Origin of the sequence: Streptomyces sp. NPDC050743 (assembly GCF_044456925.1) — a bacterium.
Lineage (GTDB): Bacteria > Actinomycetota > Actinomycetes > Streptomycetales > Streptomycetaceae > Streptomyces.
Genome location: NZ_JBITGJ010000005.1, coordinates 245393 through 262429, shown reverse-complemented (window position 1 = coordinate 262429; position 17037 = coordinate 245393). Strand labels below are relative to the sequence as shown.

General features: G+C 71.6%; 19 protein-coding genes, 1 tRNA gene and 1 pseudogene. 17 read left to right on the top strand and 4 right to left on the bottom strand.

Annotated features, from left to right (window positions below; all coding sequences use genetic code 11):
* Positions 1 to 32: 32 nt before the first annotated feature.
* The gene (locus ACIBJF_RS08675) at positions 33 to 629 is read right to left on the bottom strand and encodes a GNAT family N-acetyltransferase (protein WP_399172970.1); all 597 of its coding nucleotides are present in this window, start codon (positions 627 to 629) and stop codon (positions 33 to 35) included.
* A pseudogene (locus tag ACIBJF_RS08670) lies at positions 626 to 2763 on the bottom strand (penicillin acylase family protein). Before ACIBJF_RS08670 ends, ACIBJF_RS08675 begins: the two are co-directional and overlap by 4 nt.
* Before the next feature lie 128 nt (positions 2764 to 2891).
* On the opposite strand from ACIBJF_RS08670, the gene ACIBJF_RS08665 reads away from it, so the two are divergent.
* From ACIBJF_RS08665 to ACIBJF_RS08640, 6 genes are all read left to right on the top strand, one after another.
* Complete coding sequence (locus ACIBJF_RS08665) at positions 2892 to 3503, top strand: HhH-GPD-type base excision DNA repair protein (protein WP_399172969.1); 612 nt, start codon at positions 2892 to 2894, stop codon at positions 3501 to 3503.
* Positions 3504 to 3626: 123 nt separating this feature from the next.
* Positions 3627 to 4295, top strand: a complete 669-nt coding sequence (locus ACIBJF_RS08660) for an HdeD family acid-resistance protein (protein ID WP_399172968.1) — start codon at positions 3627 to 3629, stop codon at positions 4293 to 4295.
* Positions 4296 to 4392: 97 nt separating this feature from the next.
* Positions 4393 to 4713: a hypothetical protein gene (locus ACIBJF_RS08655; RefSeq protein WP_399172967.1), complete on the top strand. Its 321-nt coding sequence runs from the start codon at positions 4393 to 4395 to the stop codon at positions 4711 to 4713.
* Positions 4714 to 4786: 73 nt separating this feature from the next.
* Positions 4787 to 4915 carry a hypothetical protein gene (locus ACIBJF_RS08650; protein ID WP_399172966.1) on the top strand — a complete coding sequence of 43 codons (129 nt, stop codon included), beginning with the start codon at positions 4787 to 4789 and terminating at the stop codon, positions 4913 to 4915.
* A 287-nt stretch (positions 4916 to 5202) separates the two neighbouring features.
* Positions 5203 to 5499, top strand: coding sequence for a type II toxin-antitoxin system VapB family antitoxin (locus tag ACIBJF_RS08645; RefSeq protein ID WP_004943146.1), 297 nt, complete (start codon positions 5203 to 5205; stop codon positions 5497 to 5499).
* Between the two features lie 104 nt (positions 5500 to 5603).
* Positions 5604 to 6233 (top strand): LytR C-terminal domain-containing protein, encoded by a 630-nt coding sequence (locus ACIBJF_RS08640; RefSeq protein WP_399172965.1) that lies wholly within the window; start codon positions 5604 to 5606, stop codon positions 6231 to 6233.
* A 43-nt stretch (positions 6234 to 6276) separates the two neighbouring features.
* Here ACIBJF_RS08640 and upp read toward each other — a convergent pair whose 3' ends face one another.
* The gene (upp, locus tag ACIBJF_RS08635) at positions 6277 to 6912 is read right to left on the bottom strand and encodes a uracil phosphoribosyltransferase (protein ID WP_399172964.1); all 636 of its coding nucleotides are present in this window, start codon (positions 6910 to 6912) and stop codon (positions 6277 to 6279) included.
* Between the two features lie 540 nt (positions 6913 to 7452).
* On the opposite strand from upp, the gene ACIBJF_RS08630 reads away from it, so the two are divergent.
* The 8 genes from ACIBJF_RS08630 (at position 7453) to ACIBJF_RS08595 (ending at position 12564) form a co-directional block, all read left to right on the top strand.
* Entirely contained in the window at positions 7453 to 7989 is a 537-nt protein-coding gene (locus tag ACIBJF_RS08630) for a hypothetical protein (RefSeq protein ID WP_356301262.1), read from the top strand.
* A 56-nt stretch (positions 7990 to 8045) separates the two neighbouring features.
* Entirely contained in the window at positions 8046 to 8477 is a 432-nt protein-coding gene (gene tadA, locus ACIBJF_RS08625; protein WP_351802690.1) for a tRNA adenosine(34) deaminase TadA, read from the top strand.
* A 45-nt stretch (positions 8478 to 8522) separates the two neighbouring features.
* A tRNA-Ser gene (locus tag ACIBJF_RS08620) sits at positions 8523 to 8607 on the top strand.
* Between the two features lie 163 nt (positions 8608 to 8770).
* A complete protein-coding gene (locus ACIBJF_RS08615; RefSeq protein WP_365720501.1) occupies positions 8771 to 8950 on the top strand; it encodes a hypothetical protein in 180 nt (59 codons plus the stop codon).
* A 10-nt stretch (positions 8951 to 8960) separates the two neighbouring features.
* Complete coding sequence (locus ACIBJF_RS08610; RefSeq protein WP_399172963.1) at positions 8961 to 9254, top strand: Dabb family protein; 294 nt, start codon at positions 8961 to 8963, stop codon at positions 9252 to 9254.
* A gap of 174 nt (positions 9255 to 9428) precedes the next feature.
* Positions 9429 to 10337, top strand: coding sequence for an RNA polymerase sigma factor SigF (locus ACIBJF_RS08605; RefSeq protein ID WP_399173035.1), 909 nt, complete (start codon positions 9429 to 9431; stop codon positions 10335 to 10337).
* 326 nt (positions 10338 to 10663) lie between these two features.
* The gene (locus ACIBJF_RS08600) at positions 10664 to 11602 is read left to right on the top strand and encodes an RNA polymerase sigma factor SigF (protein ID WP_399172962.1); all 939 of its coding nucleotides are present in this window, start codon (positions 10664 to 10666) and stop codon (positions 11600 to 11602) included.
* A 191-nt stretch (positions 11603 to 11793) separates the two neighbouring features.
* Positions 11794 to 12564, top strand: a complete 771-nt coding sequence (locus ACIBJF_RS08595) for a hypothetical protein (protein ID WP_399172961.1) — start codon at positions 11794 to 11796, stop codon at positions 12562 to 12564.
* A gap of 46 nt (positions 12565 to 12610) precedes the next feature.
* Here ACIBJF_RS08595 and ACIBJF_RS08590 read toward each other — a convergent pair whose 3' ends face one another.
* Positions 12611 to 12808 carry a hypothetical protein gene (locus tag ACIBJF_RS08590; protein WP_399172960.1) on the bottom strand — a complete coding sequence of 66 codons (198 nt, stop codon included), beginning with the start codon at positions 12806 to 12808 and terminating at the stop codon, positions 12611 to 12613.
* Between the two features lie 206 nt (positions 12809 to 13014).
* On the opposite strand from ACIBJF_RS08590, the gene ACIBJF_RS08585 reads away from it, so the two are divergent.
* The 3 genes from ACIBJF_RS08585 (at position 13015) to ACIBJF_RS08575 (ending at position 17003) form a co-directional block, all read left to right on the top strand.
* Positions 13015 to 13530, top strand: coding sequence for a MarR family winged helix-turn-helix transcriptional regulator (locus ACIBJF_RS08585; RefSeq protein WP_399172958.1), 516 nt, complete (start codon positions 13015 to 13017; stop codon positions 13528 to 13530).
* Positions 13531 to 13543: 13 nt separating this feature from the next.
* Entirely contained in the window at positions 13544 to 16087 is a 2544-nt protein-coding gene (locus ACIBJF_RS08580; RefSeq protein ID WP_399172957.1) for an MFS transporter, read from the top strand.
* A 94-nt stretch (positions 16088 to 16181) separates the two neighbouring features.
* On the top strand, positions 16182 to 17003 hold the full coding sequence (locus ACIBJF_RS08575) for a YceI family protein (protein WP_399172956.1): 822 nt from the start codon (positions 16182 to 16184) through the stop codon (positions 17001 to 17003).
* Positions 17004 to 17037 lie beyond the last annotated feature (34 nt).

Below are 17037 nucleotides of genomic sequence, written 5' to 3'. Positions count from 1 at the left end.
GTAGTGCGCGGCCAGGTTCTCGGAGGTCGCCGTCACCCGGGGAAGGCCACCTCCCGGTCCAGGAAGGCCAGTTGGGCGTGCTTCTCGGGCAGGTACACGTCGGGGAGGTCCACCTCGGGCAGGACGACCGCCGGTCCGCGCACGAAGCCCTGGCGTTCGAAGCGGGCGATCGCCTTGGTGTTGCGTACGTCCGGGTCGGCCACGAGCCGGCGCCGGTCCAGGGTCCGCAGCGCGTACGTCGTCATCACGGTCAGCAGCGCCGAAGTCCAGCCGGGGCGCGGGCCGTCGGGGCCGGCCGGGCCGAGGAGGACGTGGACGCCGAGGTCGCCGGGGCGGACGCGGTAGCACGCGCCGACCCTGTCCGCGGCCGGCTCGTACGTCTGGAACAGGGCCGCCGGCACGCCGTCCTTGGTGACGAGGTGGGCGTGGTGGGTGTCGAGGCCGGCCATGTGGGCGTAAGTCTCGGCGACCTGGTCGCTGGTGAGGCCGTTCATGCCCCAGAAGACGGCGCGTTCCTCGCTCACCCAGCCGTGGATCACGGCCGCGTCGGACGCCGGGTCGAGGGGGCGGATGCGGACGGTGCCGAAGCCGTCGACGTGCTGCTTGTACGGGGCGGTGGGCTCGGTCATCGGCTCTCCTCGGTGGGTTCCAGCGGGGTCAGCAGGGTCCAGTCGGTGACGACGGGGACCAGTTCTCCCTTGAGCCACAAGGGGAGTTGGTCGTGGTGGTGGGGTGCGCCGGGGACGCCGTCGGAGCCGAAGGGGACCACCCAGCGGCTGTCCGCGCGGTCGGCGAGGTCCCAGACGTAACGGGCGGCCGGGCCACGGGCCGCACGGTCGGTGAGACCGGGGACGGCGGAGGTGCACAGCACACAGTCGTGGTCCCCGGCGAGTCCGGGTTCGGGGTCCTGTCGTGTTTCTGGGTGCGGCAGTGCCCGCCAGGGGGCAAGGCGGTGGGTGTCGGACCAGGTGCCGGCCGGGGGCTGGGCGGCCACCTCCTCCAGGGCGGCGCGGACGGCGGCCGGGCGGTCGATGCCGTACAACTCCTCGGCGCGCAGCAGATGTTCGAGGGCGTGGCCGATGCGCGGGACGAGGGCCAGCCAGGGGAGCAGGACCTCCGGGTAGGCCGGGGCTCGGCGAGCGGGGCGAACACCGGGTGGGCGGCGAGGTGGCGTACGACCGCGCCGCGCACCGCCGCGTGGGCTGCCGCGTCGGTGCTGTCGGCGTCCATGCGGCGGTTCCACGCGAGCAGGCGGTCGCGCAGGCGGGCCGCGGCGGGGGTGAGGTCGTCGAGGGCGGCGAGGTGGTCCAGGAGCGGGGCGGCGGAGGCGAGGTGGGTGTCGGTGTGGATCACCGGCATGCCGTCGGCGGTCCAGGTGCGGCGCGTGTCGAGGAGGGCGCGGATGCGGTCGGCGCGGTGCGGCGGGGCGAACTCGACGCCGAGGGGGGTGGCGAGGCCGCGCTGGTTGGCCATCACCGCGATGCCGTCTTCGACCGGGGCGTACGGGGTTTCGTGCCAGCCGTGCCAGTCGTGGCCGGGCTGCCAGGCGGGGACCGGGTGGAGGCGGTTGGCTTCCGCGCGGACCGGTACGCGGCCGGCGACGCGGTGGAGCGTGCCGCCGCCGGTGTCGGCTGCCTGTACGACGTTGACCGGCTCGGCCCAGGCGTCCAGGGCACGGTCGACGTCCTGGACCGTGCGGGCCCTGAGGAGGGGGAGGAGGGCGCTGAAGCCGAGATCTTCCGTGACGCGGGGTGGGTAACGCAGCGCCAGGGCGGTGTTCTCACCAGTACCAGGACCACTTTCGTCGTCCTCTGCGGAAGCGGTGATGCGCGCCTGAAGGCCCTCCGGTCCCCCGGCGATCACCGGGCCCCGCGCCGTCTCGATCACCTCGATCTCGACCGGTGGCTCTCCAGCGATCCGTACCGTCTCCGTGTGCCGGGCGGCCCGGTGCCAGTGGCCGTCCGGGCCGAGGGCCTGGACGCCTGCGCCGGTGCGGCGCAGGCGTTCGCGGTACAGGTCCTGGTAGTCGGCCATGGCGTTGGTGATGGACCAGGCGACCGTGCCGGCGTGGCCGAAGTGGGCGATGCCGGGGACGCCGGGCACGGCCAGGCCGACGACGTCGAACTCGGGGCAGGAGAGGTGGATCTGCTGGTAGACGCCGGGGTCCTCGATGAAGCGGTGCGGGTCGCCGGCGATCAGGGCCTGCCCGGTGGCGGTACGGGCGCCGGAGACGAGCCAGCCGTTGCTGCCCGCGGTGCCGGGGCCGTCCGTGGCGAACAGGCCGACGGCGTCGGGGCCGAGGTGCCGGATCGCCCGCTCGCGCCAGAGCTTGGCCGGGAAGCCGGCGAACAGCAGGTGGGTGGCGAGCCAGACGCCGAGCGGGGTCCACGGCTGCCAGGGGGCGGGGGTGAGACCGGCGCGGGCGAATTCGGGCGCCCGGCGGGCACCGGCCGGCAGGCCCTCGTTGACGCCGTCGACGTACGCCCGGACCCAGTGGGCCGTCTCCGGGTCCCGGCGTTCCAGCGCGGCGAAGCAGCGGCGGGCCGTGTCGTCGAGGCGGGCCCGGCGGGCGAGGACGTCCCAGGAGAGGGCGCCGGCGCCGAGGAAGGCGGCCGAGGTGCCCTGGGAGCGGTGGCGTTCCACCTCCAGCTGCCAGGCTCGGTCCAGCGCGGTCACCCGGCCCTGGGCGCGGGCGAGTTCGAGGGTGCTGGAGGCGCGTAGGTGGGGGATGCCCCAGGCGTCGCGGTACGTCTCGATGGTCACCCGGAAGCCCTCTTCTACTTTAGGTTAGCCTTGCCTAACTTTTCCGTGAAGGGATCGTACGCGAGAGGTGGCGGGGCTGTCGGGCCACCCCGGCTGCGCCGCGCGCGCCGGCGCGCCACCATCGACGCATGGACGTCACCCTGCACCTCGCCCAGGACCCCGACGCCGACGCGCTGCTCGGGCGGTCCGCGCTCGCCGCGCTCACCGGCATGCTGCTCGACCAACAGGTCCCCATGGAATGGGCGTTCAAGGGGCCCCGGACCATCGCCGACCGGCTCGGCGTCGGAGCGGCCGGTGATCTCGACGCGCACGACATCGCCGCGATGGACCCGGAGACCTTCGCCGCGCTGCTCGCCGAGAAGCCGGCCGTGCACCGCTACCCGGGCTCGATGGCCAAGCGCATCCAGCAGCTGTGCCAGTACCTCGTCGAGCACTACGACGGGGACGCGGAGGCGGTCTGGCGGGATGTGCCGACCGGTTCCGAGCTGCTGAAGCGGCTGGAGGACCTGCCCGGGTTCGGTAAGCAGAAGGCACAGATCTTCCTCGCGCTGCTCGGCAAGCAGCTCGGGGTCACGCCGAAGGGCTGGCGGGAGGCCGCGGGGGCGTACGGCGAGCGCGAGTCCTTCCGGTCCGTCGCCGACATCACCGGGCCGGAGTCGCTGGCCAAGGTCCGCGCGCACAAGCAGGAGATGAAGGCGGCGGCGAAGACGGCGAAAGCCCCCGGCAAGTCGGGCCGGTAGACGCGGGGGTGGGTGCGGTGGCCCTCGGCCGCACCGGTCGCCCGACGGGAAAGAGCGCCCTGGACATCACTCGACCGGCCCTCCCCGATGGCCGGTCCGCCCCCGCCGTTCACAGCATGAACCATGACCGAGGCACCGAACACCGGTCCGGAGTGGGGCCGTGAGTACGACGACCGGAACGTGCACGCGACCGCACCGCCGGGCGACCGGCGGGAACCCGAGCCGCCGTTCGAGGGTCCCCTGCACGCCCTGTCCCAGGCAGCCTGGCAGGTGGTCCTGGTCACCGGGATCGCCTCGCTGATCCTCGGCGTCCTGGTGCTCGTCTGGCCCGGCCACTCCCTGCTGGTCGCCGGCGTCCTCTTCGGCGTCTACCTCGTGGTCAGCGGCATCTTCCAGCTGGTCTCCGCGTTCGGCACGCACAAGACGACCTCGCTGCGCGTGCTGGCCTTCATCAGCGGCGCCCTGTCGATCCTGCTCGGCCTGCTCTGCTTCCGCGGGCCCATGCAGTCGATCCTGCTGCTCGCCCTGTGGATCGGCATCGGCTGGCTGATCCGCGGGATCACCCAGACCATCGCCGCCGCGCAGGACTCCCGGATGCCCGGCCGGGCCTGGCAGATCTGCCTGGGGGTGCTCACCTTCATCGCCGGGATCGTGCTCATCGACTCGCCGTTCCGGTCGGTCGCCGTGCTGACCGTCGTCGCCGGCATCTGGCTGCTCGTCGTGGGACTCGCGGAGATCGTCACCGCGTTCGGCATCCGCGGCCGGGCCAAGGCGATCCCGCGGACGCTGTGAACACCGGCCTCGACCACGCGGCCCCCGCCTACGCCGAGCGGGCGGATCTCGGCCCCGGCGTGCTGCACACCCCCCACGCGCCGGGGACACACCCGACGTGAGCAGGACCGCGAGCGTCCCCCGCAGCCGAGCCTGGCTGCGGATGCTCGTGCTGCTCCTCGCCCTGTGGGTGCCCGTCGCCCATGTGCAGGCCCAGGCGGCCCACGCGCCGGGCGCGCCCGCCGAGGCCTTCGAGCACGACGTCCTCGACACGGTCCTCCGGCCGCCCGCCCCCGCCGTCCACGGGGCCGACGGACCCGAGCGGCCCGCACCCCTCCCCGACCGGGCGCCCGCCCGGCCGGCGGTACTGACCCGCCCCGGCACACCGCGGGTGCCGTACGCCCCGCCCCTGCTCCGCACGGTGGTCCTGCGCTGCTGACCGACCGCGTCCCCGCGAAAGGCGGGTCACCGGTCAGTCAGACGCACGATCAGACGCAAGGAGCAGCACAGTCATGCCCATGGATCCCTACGCCGTCCTGCGCGCCCTGCTGCGCGCGGAGGCCCGGCGGTCGGCGGCGCCCAAGCCGGAGCAGAAGCACAAGGACGAACCGCAGCGGCCGCCCGAGGAACGCAACCGCTGAACCGGCACCGGCGGGGGCGGACCACCGCCTCCGCCGGGCCGTGCCGTGCCGAAGTACGAACGGGCGGTCTTCCGGCCGCCGTACGGGGGAAATCCGCCGCGCCGGACTCCGCTCGGCGATCGGCCGGACGGTCTTGGTCCCGGTCCCGCCGCCACTGGTCTCGGCCACCTGTTCGCAGGAGCTGTTTCCTGGTAACAGCATCTATGACCCATTTGCGGCATCTTTTCAAGCGCCGCACTCCGCCGCCATGGCTGCGCCCGGAACGTCTTGACCGGTAGGCTTTCCGTGTGATCTTCAAGCGCATCGGAAACGGCCGGCCGTACCCCGACCACGGCCGGGAAAGCACCCGGCAGTGGGCGGACGTCGCGCCGCGCCCGGTCCGCCTCGATCAGCTCGTGACCACCAAGCAGCAGCTCGACCTGGAGACCCTGCTGGCGGAGGACTCGACGTTCTACGGCGACCTCTTCGCGCACGTCGTGAAGTGGCAGGGCGACCTCTATCTGGAGGACGGACTGCACCGCGCGGTCCGCGCCGCCCTCCAGCAGCGCCAGGTGCTGCACGCACGCGTGCTCGAACTCGACTGACCGGCGCGACACCGCCCTTGCCCCTTGACCCTTTCGGGTTCCCCTGAGCGGCATCGACTGATCATCTAATAGGCAGCGCCGCCCAGGCGCACTACGCTGCGCCCATGAGCATGCTCACTCCCCCTGGCATGGGCGGCCAGTACCGGATCACGGGGGACAAATACCCTCGGATGCGTCCACCGCGCCGACGCGCCAGGCTCGTGGTCGCCGTGGTGGCGTCCGTCGCCGTGCTCGGCCTGATCAGCTGGGGCACCCTGCAGCTCATCGACGTCTTCACCGGCGGCAAGAAGGCCTCGGCGGCCGGCCCGAAGACCGACTGCCACCCCAAGGCCGACACGGCCGCACAGGTGAAAGCCCTGCCGAAGCCGGGCCAGATCACCGTGAACGTCTACAACGCCACCGAGCGCACCGGACTCGCCAAGTCCACCGCCGACGAGCTGAAGAAGCGCGGCTTCAAGATCGGTGACGTGGGCAACGCGCCCGGCGAGTTCGACAAGAAGGTCAAGAGCGCCGGGATACTGCTCGGACCGGCCGCCGCCCAGAAGACCTCACTGCAGGTGCTGGCGACCCAGCTGGCCGGCGCCGAACAGCGCACCGACGCCCGCAAGGGCGCCGACCTCGACCTCATCCTGGGGGACGGCTTCAAGGGTCTGGACAAGCCGGCGGCCGCGGAGCAGGCGCTGACCGAGCTGAGTGCACCCGCACCGAAGGCCTCTACGAAGAAGAGCTGCTGAGAGGCGCCCCGTCAGGGGCGCCGGGCCGTATCGATGTGCGGCTCTACTCGGCCGCCCCGTAGAGCCGGTCCCCCGCGTCCCCCAGTCCCGGCACGATGTACCCGTGCTCGTTGAGGTGGTCGTCCACGGCCGCGGTGACCACGGTCACCGGCGTCCCCGCCAGCTCCCGCTCCATGACCTCGACGCCCTCGGGAGCGGCGAGCAGGACAACCGCCGTCACGTCGTCCGCGCCGCGCTTGATCAGCTCCCGGATCGCCGCGACCAGCGTGCCGCCCGTGGCCAGCATCGGGTCCAGGACGTACACCTGGCGGCCCGAGAGGTCCTCCGGCATGCGCGAGGCGTAGGTGGAGGCCTGCAGCGTCTCCTCGTTGCGGATCATGCCCAGGAAGCCCACCTCGGCGGTCGGCAGCAGCCGGACCATGCCGTCCAGCATGCCGAGGCCGGCGCGCAGGATCGGCACGACCAGCGGGCGCGGGCGGGCGAGCTTGACGCCGGTCGTCTGGGCGACCGGGGTCCGGATGTCGACGGCTTCGGTGCGCACGTCCCGCGTGGCCTCGTAGGCGAGCAGGGTGACCAGTTCGTCGGCGAGCCGGCGGAAGGTCGCGGAGTCGGTGCGCTGGTCGCGCAGCGTGGTGAGCTTGTGGGCGACCAGGGGGTGGTCGACGACATGGAGACGCATGCCCCTAACGGTACCCGCGCCGTGGCCGCCGCCCGTCCCGGCGTACCCGCGGCCGGACCCCCGGCCGGCACCCCTCTGGCCCTGGCGTCGACACGGCCGTCCGAGGGAAAGTGGGAGGGACGGAACTGGGTTGGTGTGACGTGTGAGCCCGCGGTGCGCGGTGCCGCCGTACCGGAGCCGGACGCCCCGCCGCGCCACGCGATGCGCACGCGGACGCTCCGCTGGTAGACCGATTGCGGGAGGGACACGCTTGGGAATCCTCATGGGAATCCGCTGGGGCAAGACCCGGTAAGCAAGTGCAGGCTGAGGAAGATCCGCGCACACACCGGTGTTTGCAAGGTGGGCGTGCGTGAGCGGCTGGAAAAGCCGCGTACGATCCGCAGGTGGCTGCAAGACACAGGGCGCCGAAGACGTCCCCTGAACGCCTTGTTTCTGCCACGATTCCGAGTGGGTGGGGCTCGGAGCCCAGCTCTCTCCGCCCATGTACCTCCGCCGGGGGGACCCCCAACCGGCACGCCTATGACCAGTGGGAGAGTCACGGTGTACTTCGCCGCACTGCTCGCGCGCACCGAAGACGGGTGGGAAGCGAGCGACACAGAGCTCGACGATGTGGAGACCCTGTCGGATCTTGCCGACCTGGCCCGTGAAGCCTCTCCCGAGGAGGACACGGTGCTCGTGCTGATCGAGCAGGAGGACTCCTGGTTCGGCGTCGTCCGCGTGGACGGCGAGGACGACCCTCGCATCTACGTCTCGGACGCGGCCGCCGCCCAGCGCAGCGCGTACGGCGAGCTGCTGCTCACCGATGAGCTGCTCGGCCGGGAGCCGGGTGCCGACGACGGCCCGGACCTGGACTCCCTCGACCTCGACGGCACGGAGGACGGCGAGTCCGAGTCCGACGAGGACGACGAGGAGGGCGCCGCCGCCGACGCCGTTCCGCACAGCCCGGTGGGCGACAGCCAGATCCTCGACGACCTGGGCATCAGCGAGAAGGAGCTGCGCTCGCTGGACGCCGAGGACGCACTGGGCACGATCGCCGAGGCCCTGGGCGCCTCGGAGGTGCTGGAGACCGTCCGCTGACCGCCCGGAACCCGGCCGCCGAACCGGACCCGGTACGCGACCGCTGGCGTGCCGCGATGCGACTCGCCCTGGCCGAGGCCGAACGGGCCGTCCGGGGCGGGGACGTCCCCGTCGGCGCCGTCGTGCTGTCCCCGGACGGTACGACGGTGCTCGCCGTCGGGCACAACGAGCGCGAGGCCACCGGCGATCCCACGGCCCACGCGGAGGTCCTCGCGATCCGGCGGGCCGCCGCCCTGCTCGGGGAGTGGCGGCTGGCCGACTGCACGCTCGTGGTCACCCTGGAGCCGTGCACGATGTGCGCGGGCGCGATCGTCCAGTCCCGCGTCGACCGGGTCGTCTACGGCGCCCGGGACGAGAAGGCGGGCGCGGCGGGCTCGCTGTGGGACGTGATCCGCGACCGCCGGCTCAATCACCGTCCGGAGGTCGTCGAGGGCGTCCTCGCGACGGAGTGCGCCCGCGTCCTCACCGAGTTTTTCCGAGACCGCTGAATACCGATTTCTGACCACGCCCCCCTGTGCTGTAAGGTCTCCCTCGGTAGCGTGTCCGAGCGGCCGAAGGAGCTCGCCTCGAAAGCGAGTGTGGCGCAAGTCACCGAGGGTTCAAATCCCTCCGCTACCGCTCGAAGAAGGGCCCCGTCGAAAGACGGGGCCCTTCGTGCGTCGAGAGGACGGGACGCAAAAGACCTCGGGCGGCGGCCCGTTGGTCCCTTGAAAAGAGCGCGAAGGTTACACTCGCGCCCGGCAACAGGGGCTCGCAAGGCGCACGCACAGGGGAGGCCGCGGTGGCGGTGAACGCCAAGAAGATCGCCGTATACGTGCTCGTGGTCTTCGCGCTGTACGTGATCATCACGGATCCGGCCAAGGCGGCCGACTACGTCCAGATAGGCTTCGAGGGCATATCGGACGCGGCCAAGGCCATCGGCACCTTCATGACCTGGCTCGCCAACGGAGGAAAGAGCTGAGGTACGTCCCATGATCCGCCACCTGGTCCTCTTCAAGCTCAACGAGGGCGTCGAGCGCGACGATCCGCGGGTCGTCGCGGGCGTGGAGGCCTTCAAGGCACTCGGCGGGCAGATCGAGGAGCTGCGCTTCTGGGAGTGCGCCTGGAACATCACCGACCGGCCGATCGCCTACGACTTCGCGATCAACTCGGCGGTCGAGGACACCGACGCCCTCAAGCGGTACCTGGAGTACCCGGCCCATCAGGCCGGGGTCGCGCTGTGGCGCGAGTTCGCCACGTGGGTGATCGCCGACTACGAATTCTGACCACTTCCACCTGGGAGCCCCCCGCCGGAACGGCGGGGGGCTTTCGTGCGTCTTACTCCCCAACTTGGTGGAGTTTGAACACAACACGGGGTTATGCGGTGCTTGCACACAGTGCACATGTCTTGTGATGCTATGACCGCTTTTGACCGATGATTGAGCGATGAAGAGGTGGCGTTGACCGTGTCGGCCAGTACTGCGCCGCCCCAGGAGGAGGCACCGCCCGCCCCCGCCTCCTCCTGCGCCTCCGTCCCCTCCTCCGACGACCCCTCCGCCGCCCCCGCTCCCTCCTCCGACCCCGCCCCCGTACCCCCCGAGAAACGGCGCAGTTCCGACACCCGCGCCCTCACCCAGGTCCTCTTCGCCGAGCTGAAGGACCTCACGCCGGGTACGCCGGAGCACCACCGGGTGCGGGGGGCGCTGATCGAGGCGAACCTCCCGCTCGTGCGCTACGCCGCCGCCCGCTTCCGCTCCCGCAACGAGCCCATGGAGGACGTGGTCCAGGTCGGCACCATCGGCCTGATCAACGCCATCGACCGGTTCGACCCGGACCGGGGCGTGCAGTTCCCCACCTTCGCCATGCCGACCGTGGTCGGCGAGATCAAGCGGTACTTCCGGGACAACGTCCGCACGGTCCACGTACCGCGCCGGCTGCACGAGCTGTGGGTGCAGGTCAACAGCGCCACCGAGGACCTCACCACGCTCTTCGGGCGCTCCCCCACCACCGCCGAGGTCGCCGAGCGGCTCAGGATCAGCGAGGAGGAGGTGCTGAGCTGCATCGAGGCGGGCCGTTCGTACCACGCCACCTCGCTGGAGGCCGCGCAGGAGGGCGACGGGCTGCCCGGCCTGCTGGACCGGATCGGCTACGAGGACCCGGCCCTGGACGGCGTGGAACACCGCGACCTGGTCCGCCACCTCCTCGTCCAACTACCGGAACGTGAACAGCGCATCCTTCTCCTGCGTTACTACAGCAATCTCACCCAGTCGCAGATCAGCGCGGAACTCGGCGTCTCCCAGATGCACGTCTCCCGCCTCCTCGCCCGCAGCTTCCAGCGGCTGCGCTCGGCGAATCGCATCGACGCGTAGAGGCTCCCGGGGCGGAGCACGGCAGGCGCACGGAAGCACGCGTGGGATCACCGCTTGCATCGCAAACGCGATCGATGCATCACCATCGAGAGCGAATCGCTCACCAGCGCAGATGCCGACAGTTGGACCCTTATAAAGCGTCAGACCCCGCCTTTCCAGGGCTGATTCACTTCTCACATGTCGACATGTCACTACAGCGTGTTGCCGACATGTGACATTCTGCGGGAGACGCGTTTGCCGGGCCTTCGGCGCCGGTATTCAGGTGAAGGCTGCGTTGCTCGCAAGACAGCGCCGCCACGACCGTCCCGCGACCCAAAGGGGGTGGCATGTCCGCAGACCAGGGCAGCTCGAAGGTGCTGACGCCCGCGACCAGCGAGGCAGCGCCCAAGGAGCTCGACGCACTCGACGTCCTCGACGGCATCGAGGGCGTCACGGCCCTCGACGCCGTGCCGTCCCCGACCGCCCCGGCGGCCGCAGACCTCCCGGCCCCGCCGGCCTCCGGGGACATCGACACCCGGACCCTGTCCCGCTCCCTGTTCCTGAGGCTCGCCACCCTCGGCGAGGACAGCCCCGAGCGGGCCTACGTCCGGGACACCCTGATCGAGCTGAACCTGCCGCTGGTCCGCTACGCGGCGGCGCGCTTCCGCTCGCGCAACGAGCCGATGGAGGACATCGTCCAGGTCGGCACCATCGGCCTGATCAAGGCGATCGACCGCTTCGACTGCGAACGGGGCGTGGAGTTCCCGACGTTCGCCATGCCGACGGTCGTCGGCGAGATCAAGCGCTTCTTCCGGGACACGTCCTGGTCGGTGCGCGTCCCGCGCCGCCTCCAGGAGCTGCGCCTGGCCCTCACCAAGGCCAGCGACGAGCTGTCCCAGAAGCTGGACCGCTCCCCGACGGTGACCGAGCTGGCCGCCGTGCTCGGCGTCTCCGAGGAGGACGTGGTCGACGGCCTCGCGGTCGGCAACGCCTACACCGCCTCCTCGCTGGACTCCCCGGCCCCCGAGGACGACGGCGGCGAGGGCTCGCTCGCCGACCGTCTCGGCTACGAGGACACCGCCCTGGAGGGCGTGGAGTACCGCGAGTCCCTCAAGCCCCTGCTGGCCAAGCTCCCGCCCCGGGAGCGCCGGATCATCATGCTCCGCTTCTTCGCCAACATGACCCAGTCCCAGATCGGCGAGGAGGTCGGCATCTCCCAGATGCACGTCTCGCGCCTGCTGACCCGGACGCTGGCGCAGCTGCGGGAGGGCTTGATCTCCGACTAGCGCTGCGCGGGTGGTGGCGAGTGGGGAAGTGCCGGGATCTGCCGTCTTTCGTCTGCGGCATCGTCGAGGCCGGTCGCGCGGTTCCCCCCGCCCCGCGGGCGCGTAGCCCCCATCGCAACCCCAAGCGTGGGCCCTGATCGGGTGCCGCCTCAGGGGTTCCCATCTGACGACACGTCAGCCACCATGGCCCGATGCTGCGAGCGACAGGGCATGCGTGGGCGACATGGACACGTGGCCGCCGAGGCGCCGTTACGGCAGCGTCGGCGGCCGTCGTCGTCCTGGGCGGGGTGCTGGCCGCGTGCGAGGGCGACGGCCCGGGCGGGGGTTACGTCGCGGTCGGCTCGGGGCAGCGCGGGCCGGGCTCGGTCACTCCGTCGGGATCCGTGACGCTGGTGCCGCTCGACGGAGGCAGGAGCACGAGCGGGAAGCGGAGCGGCCGTAACTCCCCTGGCGATGCGCCGGCTTCCGGCGATACCGCTGCCTCGGGCGGCCCGCACGCTCCGGAGCGGACCGCCACCGGTCCCGGCGGCGACAGCTCCCCCGCCACCCCCGGTCCGACCGGCACGGACAGTCGTACGACACCGCCCGCCACCTCGCCCGCCCCGGCGCCCAGGCCCACGCCCGGCGACAGCAACGGCAACGGCAAGCCCCCCACCCCCGCCGATCTCACCTGGGGCGACCCCACGACACAGCCGGCGGACCGGCGCTGGTGTCAGAAGGTGACCGTCGGGTTCGAGAACTCCGGGGGTACGGCGGTGCGGGCGGGCTCGGTGACCTTCGGGACGCACGTCATCGGCGCGCTCGGTATCGACTGGGGGACGGTCGACTCGACGGTGGACCTCCCGGTGCCGATCGCGCCGGGCGCGCACGAGGACCACACCTGGACGGTGTGCGTCGACGCCTGGCGCGTGCCGCTGGGCATGCACATCGAGACGCGGGACGTGTCCGTCCAGTGGAAGTGATCGCCGGAGGCCGGCCCTGCTTCGGCCGGTTCTCCTTCAGGCGGTCCTACTTCATCGCCAGCCAGGCGACACCGGCCACCACGGCGATGGCGACGACGACGCCGATGATCAGGCCGATCCGGGGCCCGGAGGGGGCCGCGGCCTGCTGCTGGCGGCCCTGGGGGGCCTCGTCGACGAACGCGCGGAACATCTGGGTGCTGCCGGCGGGGTCGTAATTGCCCTGGGGGCCCTGGGTGTTAGCCATGGCCCGAGACCTTAGCGAAGACGGGCCGGGCCGCCCAAGTGGGGGGCCACCAGGACAGAGGGGGGCACCTCACCCGCACCGGCCTGCATATTTACGACTGCAATACTTGCCTTTGCCAAGTTTTTGCGCGTCTGAATCCCCTGCTTATTTGCCTGCAGCAACCAAACAGGGCTATGGTTGCCTCAAGCAACGATACGGGAGGTGTGATGGCCGGGCAGGCGCAGTTTGAGGAGCTGGCGCGTCAGCTCAGTGCCGTCGGAGCCGTGAAACGGGACCTGGGGCGGATCCTGCCGCCCGGCTGTCCGGCCGGCTCGGCCGCCGTGCTGACCCTGCTCGGCCGCCACGGAGACATGCGCATGAGCAAGCTCGCCGAGCTGCTCGCCGTGGACATGTCGGTCACCAGCCGGCATGTCGCGCACGTCGCCGCGCGCGGCTGGATCGAGCGGCACCCGGACCCCGCGGACAAGCGCTCGCGCATCCTGCGGCTGACGCCCGCGGGCCTGGAAGAGCTCCGGGAGCTGTCCCGGCGGACCACGCATCTGCTCGCCGAGCGGCTCGCCGACTGGACCGACGACGAGGTCGGCCAGCTGATCCGGCTGATGACCCGGCTGCGCGCGTCCTTCGGCGACTGCCGGTCCGCCCCGGTCCGGATCCCCGCGGCCCTGGTCCAGGAGAGCACTCCCGTAGTCGAAGAGACCACCCGTACACCCGCAAGCACGTAAGAAAAGGAAGCCCATGGCAACGACCACACCAGCCGGTGTGCGGGCTCACGCCAAGCACGGGGAAGGCACAGGCAACGCCCCGATGACGCACCGGCAGATCATGGAGGCCCTGTCCGGGCTGCTGCTCGGCATGTTCGTGGCGATCCTGTCGTCCACGATCGTCTCCAACGCCCTGCCGCACATCATCGGGGACCTCGGCGGCGGCCAGTCCGCCTACACCTGGGTGGTCACCGCCGCCCTGCTGTCGATGACCGCGGCCACTCCCCTGTGGGGCAAGCTCGCCGACCTGTACAGCAAGAAGGCTCTCGTCCAGATAGCCCTCGTCATCTACGTCGTCGCCTCGATGGCGGCCGGCCTGTCGCAGAACCCGGGCATGCTGATCGCCTGCCGCGTGGTGCAGGGCATCGGCGTCGGCGGTCTGTCCGCCCTCGCGCAGATCGTCATGGCGGCGATGATCTCCCCGCGTGAGCGCGGCCGTTACTCCGGCTACCTGGGTGCTACCTTCGCCGTCGCCACCGTCGGCGGCCCGCTGCTCGGCGGTGTCATCACCGACACCTCCTGGCTGGGCTGGCGCTGGTGCTTCTACGTCGGTGTCCCCTTCGCCGTGATCGCGCTGATCGTGCTGCAGAAGACCCTGCACCTGCCCGTGGTCAAGCGCGAGGTCAAGGTCGACTGGGCCGGCGCGTTCTTCATCTCCGCCGCCGTCTCCCTGCTGCTGGTCTGGGTCACCTTCGCCGGTGACAAGTACGACTGGGTGTCCTGGCAGACGTACGCGATGGTCGGCGGTTCGATCGCGCTCGGCGCGATCTTCGTGCTCATCGAGTCCAAGGCCGGCGAGCCGATCATCCCGCTGCGCCTGTTCAAGAACCGCACGATCACGCTGGCCTCGCTGGCCTCGCTGTTCGTCGGTATCGCGATGTTCACCGGCACGGTGTTCTTCAGCCAGTACTTCCAGCTGGCCCGCGACAAGTCCCCGACGATGTCCGGCGTCCTGACCATCCCGATGATCGGCGGTCTGTTCGTCTCCTCGACCGTCTCGGGTCAGTTCATCACCCGCACCGGCCGCTGGAAGGCCTGGCTGGTCAGCGGTGGCGTCCTGGTGACGGCCGGCCTGCTGCTGCTCGGCGGCATCCGGTACGACACCGACTACTGGAAGATGGCCATCTTCATGGCCCTGCTGGGTCTCGGCATCGGCATGATGATGCAGAACCTGGTGCTCGCCACGCAGAACCAGGTGGCGCCCTCCGACCTCGGCTCGGCCAGCTCCACGGTCACCTTCTTCCGCTCCCTCGGCGGTGCGGTCGGCGTCTCCGCGCTGGGTGCGGTGATGTCCCGCCGGATCACGCACTACGTCCAGGACGGCGTCTCCGCGCTGAGCCCCAAGTACCAGGCCGCCCTGGCCGGCAGCTCGGGCTCCACCGACAGCATCCCGGACATGAACAAGCTCCCGGCGCCCATCCGGACGCTGCTGGAGAGCGCCTACGGCCACGGCATCGCGGACGTCTTCTTCATCGCCGGCTGCCTCGCCGCCGTCGCGTTCCTGATCACGCTGTTCATCAAGGAGGTCCCGCTGAAGACCAAGGGCGCGCTCGCGCAGGCCGCCGACGGGCAGGCTCCGGCCGAGGTCCCGGCCGCCACCGCGGAGGCCGCCGCCGAGGCTCCGGCCCAGGAGGTGCCCGGCTGGGCCGAGCCCGTCGTCGCGGCGGACCGCTTCCAGGGCGCGCCGGCCACCGCGACCGCCACCCGGCAGATGACCGCCGTCGCCACCGTCGCCGAGCCCGGCACCGGCGCGGGCGGCGGCACCCCGGTCCACGGCTTCGTCCGCGGCGCCGAGAGCGCCCCGGTCCCGCAGGCCGCGGTCACCCTGATCTCGCTGTCCGGCCGCCAGCTGGGCCGCGCGGTCGCCCAGGCCGACGGCTCCTACTCCGTCGACGCCCCGGGCACGGGTTCGTACGTCCTGATCGCCTCCGCCGACGGCTACCAGCCGCAGGCCTCCACCGTCGTGGTGGGCGAGGAACCGCTGGCGTACGACATCCTGCTCAGCGGCACCAGCGGGCTGACCGGTGTGGTCCGGGCCGCCGGGAGCGCGCTGCCGGTCAAGGGCGCGATGGTGATCGTCACCGACGTGCGCGGTGACCTGCTGGCCACCGCCGCCACCGGGGAGCAGGGCGACTTCGCCCTCACCGACCTGGTGCCGGGCACGGTCACCCTGGCCGTCAACGCGAGCGGGTTCCGGCCGCGCGCCCTGCCGGTCGAGATCGGCGCCACCGGGGTCACCCGGGTCGAGATCGACCTGGACGCCGGCGCCCGCCTCCAGGGTGTCGTCAAGGCCCCGCACGGTCCGCTGGCCGACGCCCGCGTGACGCTCGTCGACCAGGCGGGCAACGTGGTCGGCACCGCCACCACCGGCACGGACGGGGCGTACGCCTTCACCGACCTGGACAGCGGCGAGTACACCGTCATCGCGACGGGCTACCCGCCGGTGGCGACGGCCCTGACCGTCGCCGGCACCGGGGTCGACGGCCACCAGATCGAACTCGCCCACCCCGGCGAGTAGTTCACTCGCGGCCCGTGGCACACATACCGTCGTGTGTGCGCCACGGGCCGGTTTCATACGACCAATTTGTAAGGCTTTGCAGGGAGAAAACGGGATGGGACTGACCGCGAAGATCCGCACGCGGGACGGGTGGGCCGTGTCGCACGCGGTCGTCACGGTGACCGACATGACCGGTACGCAGGTGCTGCGCGCCGAGGCGGACGCCGAGGGGGCCGTACGGGATGCCACCGAGCTGGCGCCGGGGGCGTACACGGTGATCGTGACGGCCGTCGGATACGCGCCCGCGGCCTCCTCCGCGATTGTCACCGCCAGCGGCCGGGCCGAGGTCGGCACGGTCACGCTGGCCCGGCAGGGCGGCACCGAGCTGCCGCCGCCCGGGCCCTGGACCATCGACCCGGTGCACTCCTCCGTCGCCGCGGTCGCCCAGCACCTGGGGATCTCCAGCGTGCACGGGCGGTTCACCGAGTTCGGCGGCACGATCGAGATCGCGCCGGACGACGTCACCAAGTCCCGCGTGGAGGCGGTGATCAAGGCCGCGTCCATCGACACGGGCAACGGCATGCGCGACGGGCATCTGAAGTCCGCGGACTTCCTCGACGTCGAGCAGCATCCGCAGATCACCTACCGCTCGACCGGCCTGACCCAGGCCGGCTCCGACCGCTGGACCGTGCACGGCGAGCTGTCCATGCACGGGGTCGTACGACCGGTGGACCTGGACCTCGCCTACCTCGGCACCGGCGCCGACCCCTGGGGCGGCACGCGGGCCGCGTTCCGGGCGACGGCCGAACTGCGCCGCGAGGACTTCGCGATGAAGTACAACCAGGTCCTCCAGGCGGGCATCGCGGCGGTCGGTACGACGCTGAAGGTGGAGCTGGACATCCAGGCGGTCCAGGGCGACTCGCTGCCCCAGGCGTAGGCACAGCAGGGTCAGCCACGGGGGCGCGCTCTGC

What these genes read in the sequence shown, in the direction of transcription:
- ACIBJF_RS08675 (WP_399172970.1), bottom strand. Translation starts at nt 629, where the DNA reads ATGACCGAGCCCACCGCCCCGTACAAGCAGCACGTCGACGGCTTCGGC.
- ACIBJF_RS08665 (WP_399172969.1), top strand. Translation starts at nt 2,892, where the DNA reads ATGGACGTCACCCTGCACCTCGCCCAGGACCCCGACGCCGACGCGCTG.
- ACIBJF_RS08660 (WP_399172968.1), top strand. Translation starts at nt 3,627, where the DNA reads ATGACCGAGGCACCGAACACCGGTCCGGAGTGGGGCCGTGAGTACGAC.
- ACIBJF_RS08650 (WP_399172966.1), top strand. Translation starts at nt 4,787, where the DNA reads ATGCCCATGGATCCCTACGCCGTCCTGCGCGCCCTGCTGCGCGCGGAG.
- ACIBJF_RS08640 (WP_399172965.1), top strand. Translation starts at nt 5,604, where the DNA reads ATGAGCATGCTCACTCCCCCTGGCATGGGCGGCCAGTACCGGATCACG.
- upp (WP_399172964.1), bottom strand. Translation starts at nt 6,912, where the DNA reads ATGCGTCTCCATGTCGTCGACCACCCCCTGGTCGCCCACAAGCTCACC.
- tadA (WP_351802690.1), top strand. Translation starts at nt 8,046, where the DNA reads ATGCGACTCGCCCTGGCCGAGGCCGAACGGGCCGTCCGGGGCGGGGAC.
- ACIBJF_RS08610 (WP_399172963.1), top strand. Translation starts at nt 8,961, where the DNA reads ATGATCCGCCACCTGGTCCTCTTCAAGCTCAACGAGGGCGTCGAGCGC.
- ACIBJF_RS08600 (WP_399172962.1), top strand. Translation starts at nt 10,664, where the DNA reads ATGTCCGCAGACCAGGGCAGCTCGAAGGTGCTGACGCCCGCGACCAGC.
- ACIBJF_RS08595 (WP_399172961.1), top strand. Translation starts at nt 11,794, where the DNA reads ATGCTGCGAGCGACAGGGCATGCGTGGGCGACATGGACACGTGGCCGC.
- ACIBJF_RS08590 (WP_399172960.1), bottom strand. Translation starts at nt 12,808, where the DNA reads ATGGCTAACACCCAGGGCCCCCAGGGCAATTACGACCCCGCCGGCAGC.
- ACIBJF_RS08585 (WP_399172958.1), top strand. Translation starts at nt 13,015, where the DNA reads ATGGCCGGGCAGGCGCAGTTTGAGGAGCTGGCGCGTCAGCTCAGTGCC.
- ACIBJF_RS08580 (WP_399172957.1), top strand. Translation starts at nt 13,544, where the DNA reads ATGGCAACGACCACACCAGCCGGTGTGCGGGCTCACGCCAAGCACGGG.
- ACIBJF_RS08575 (WP_399172956.1), top strand. Translation starts at nt 16,182, where the DNA reads ATGGGACTGACCGCGAAGATCCGCACGCGGGACGGGTGGGCCGTGTCG.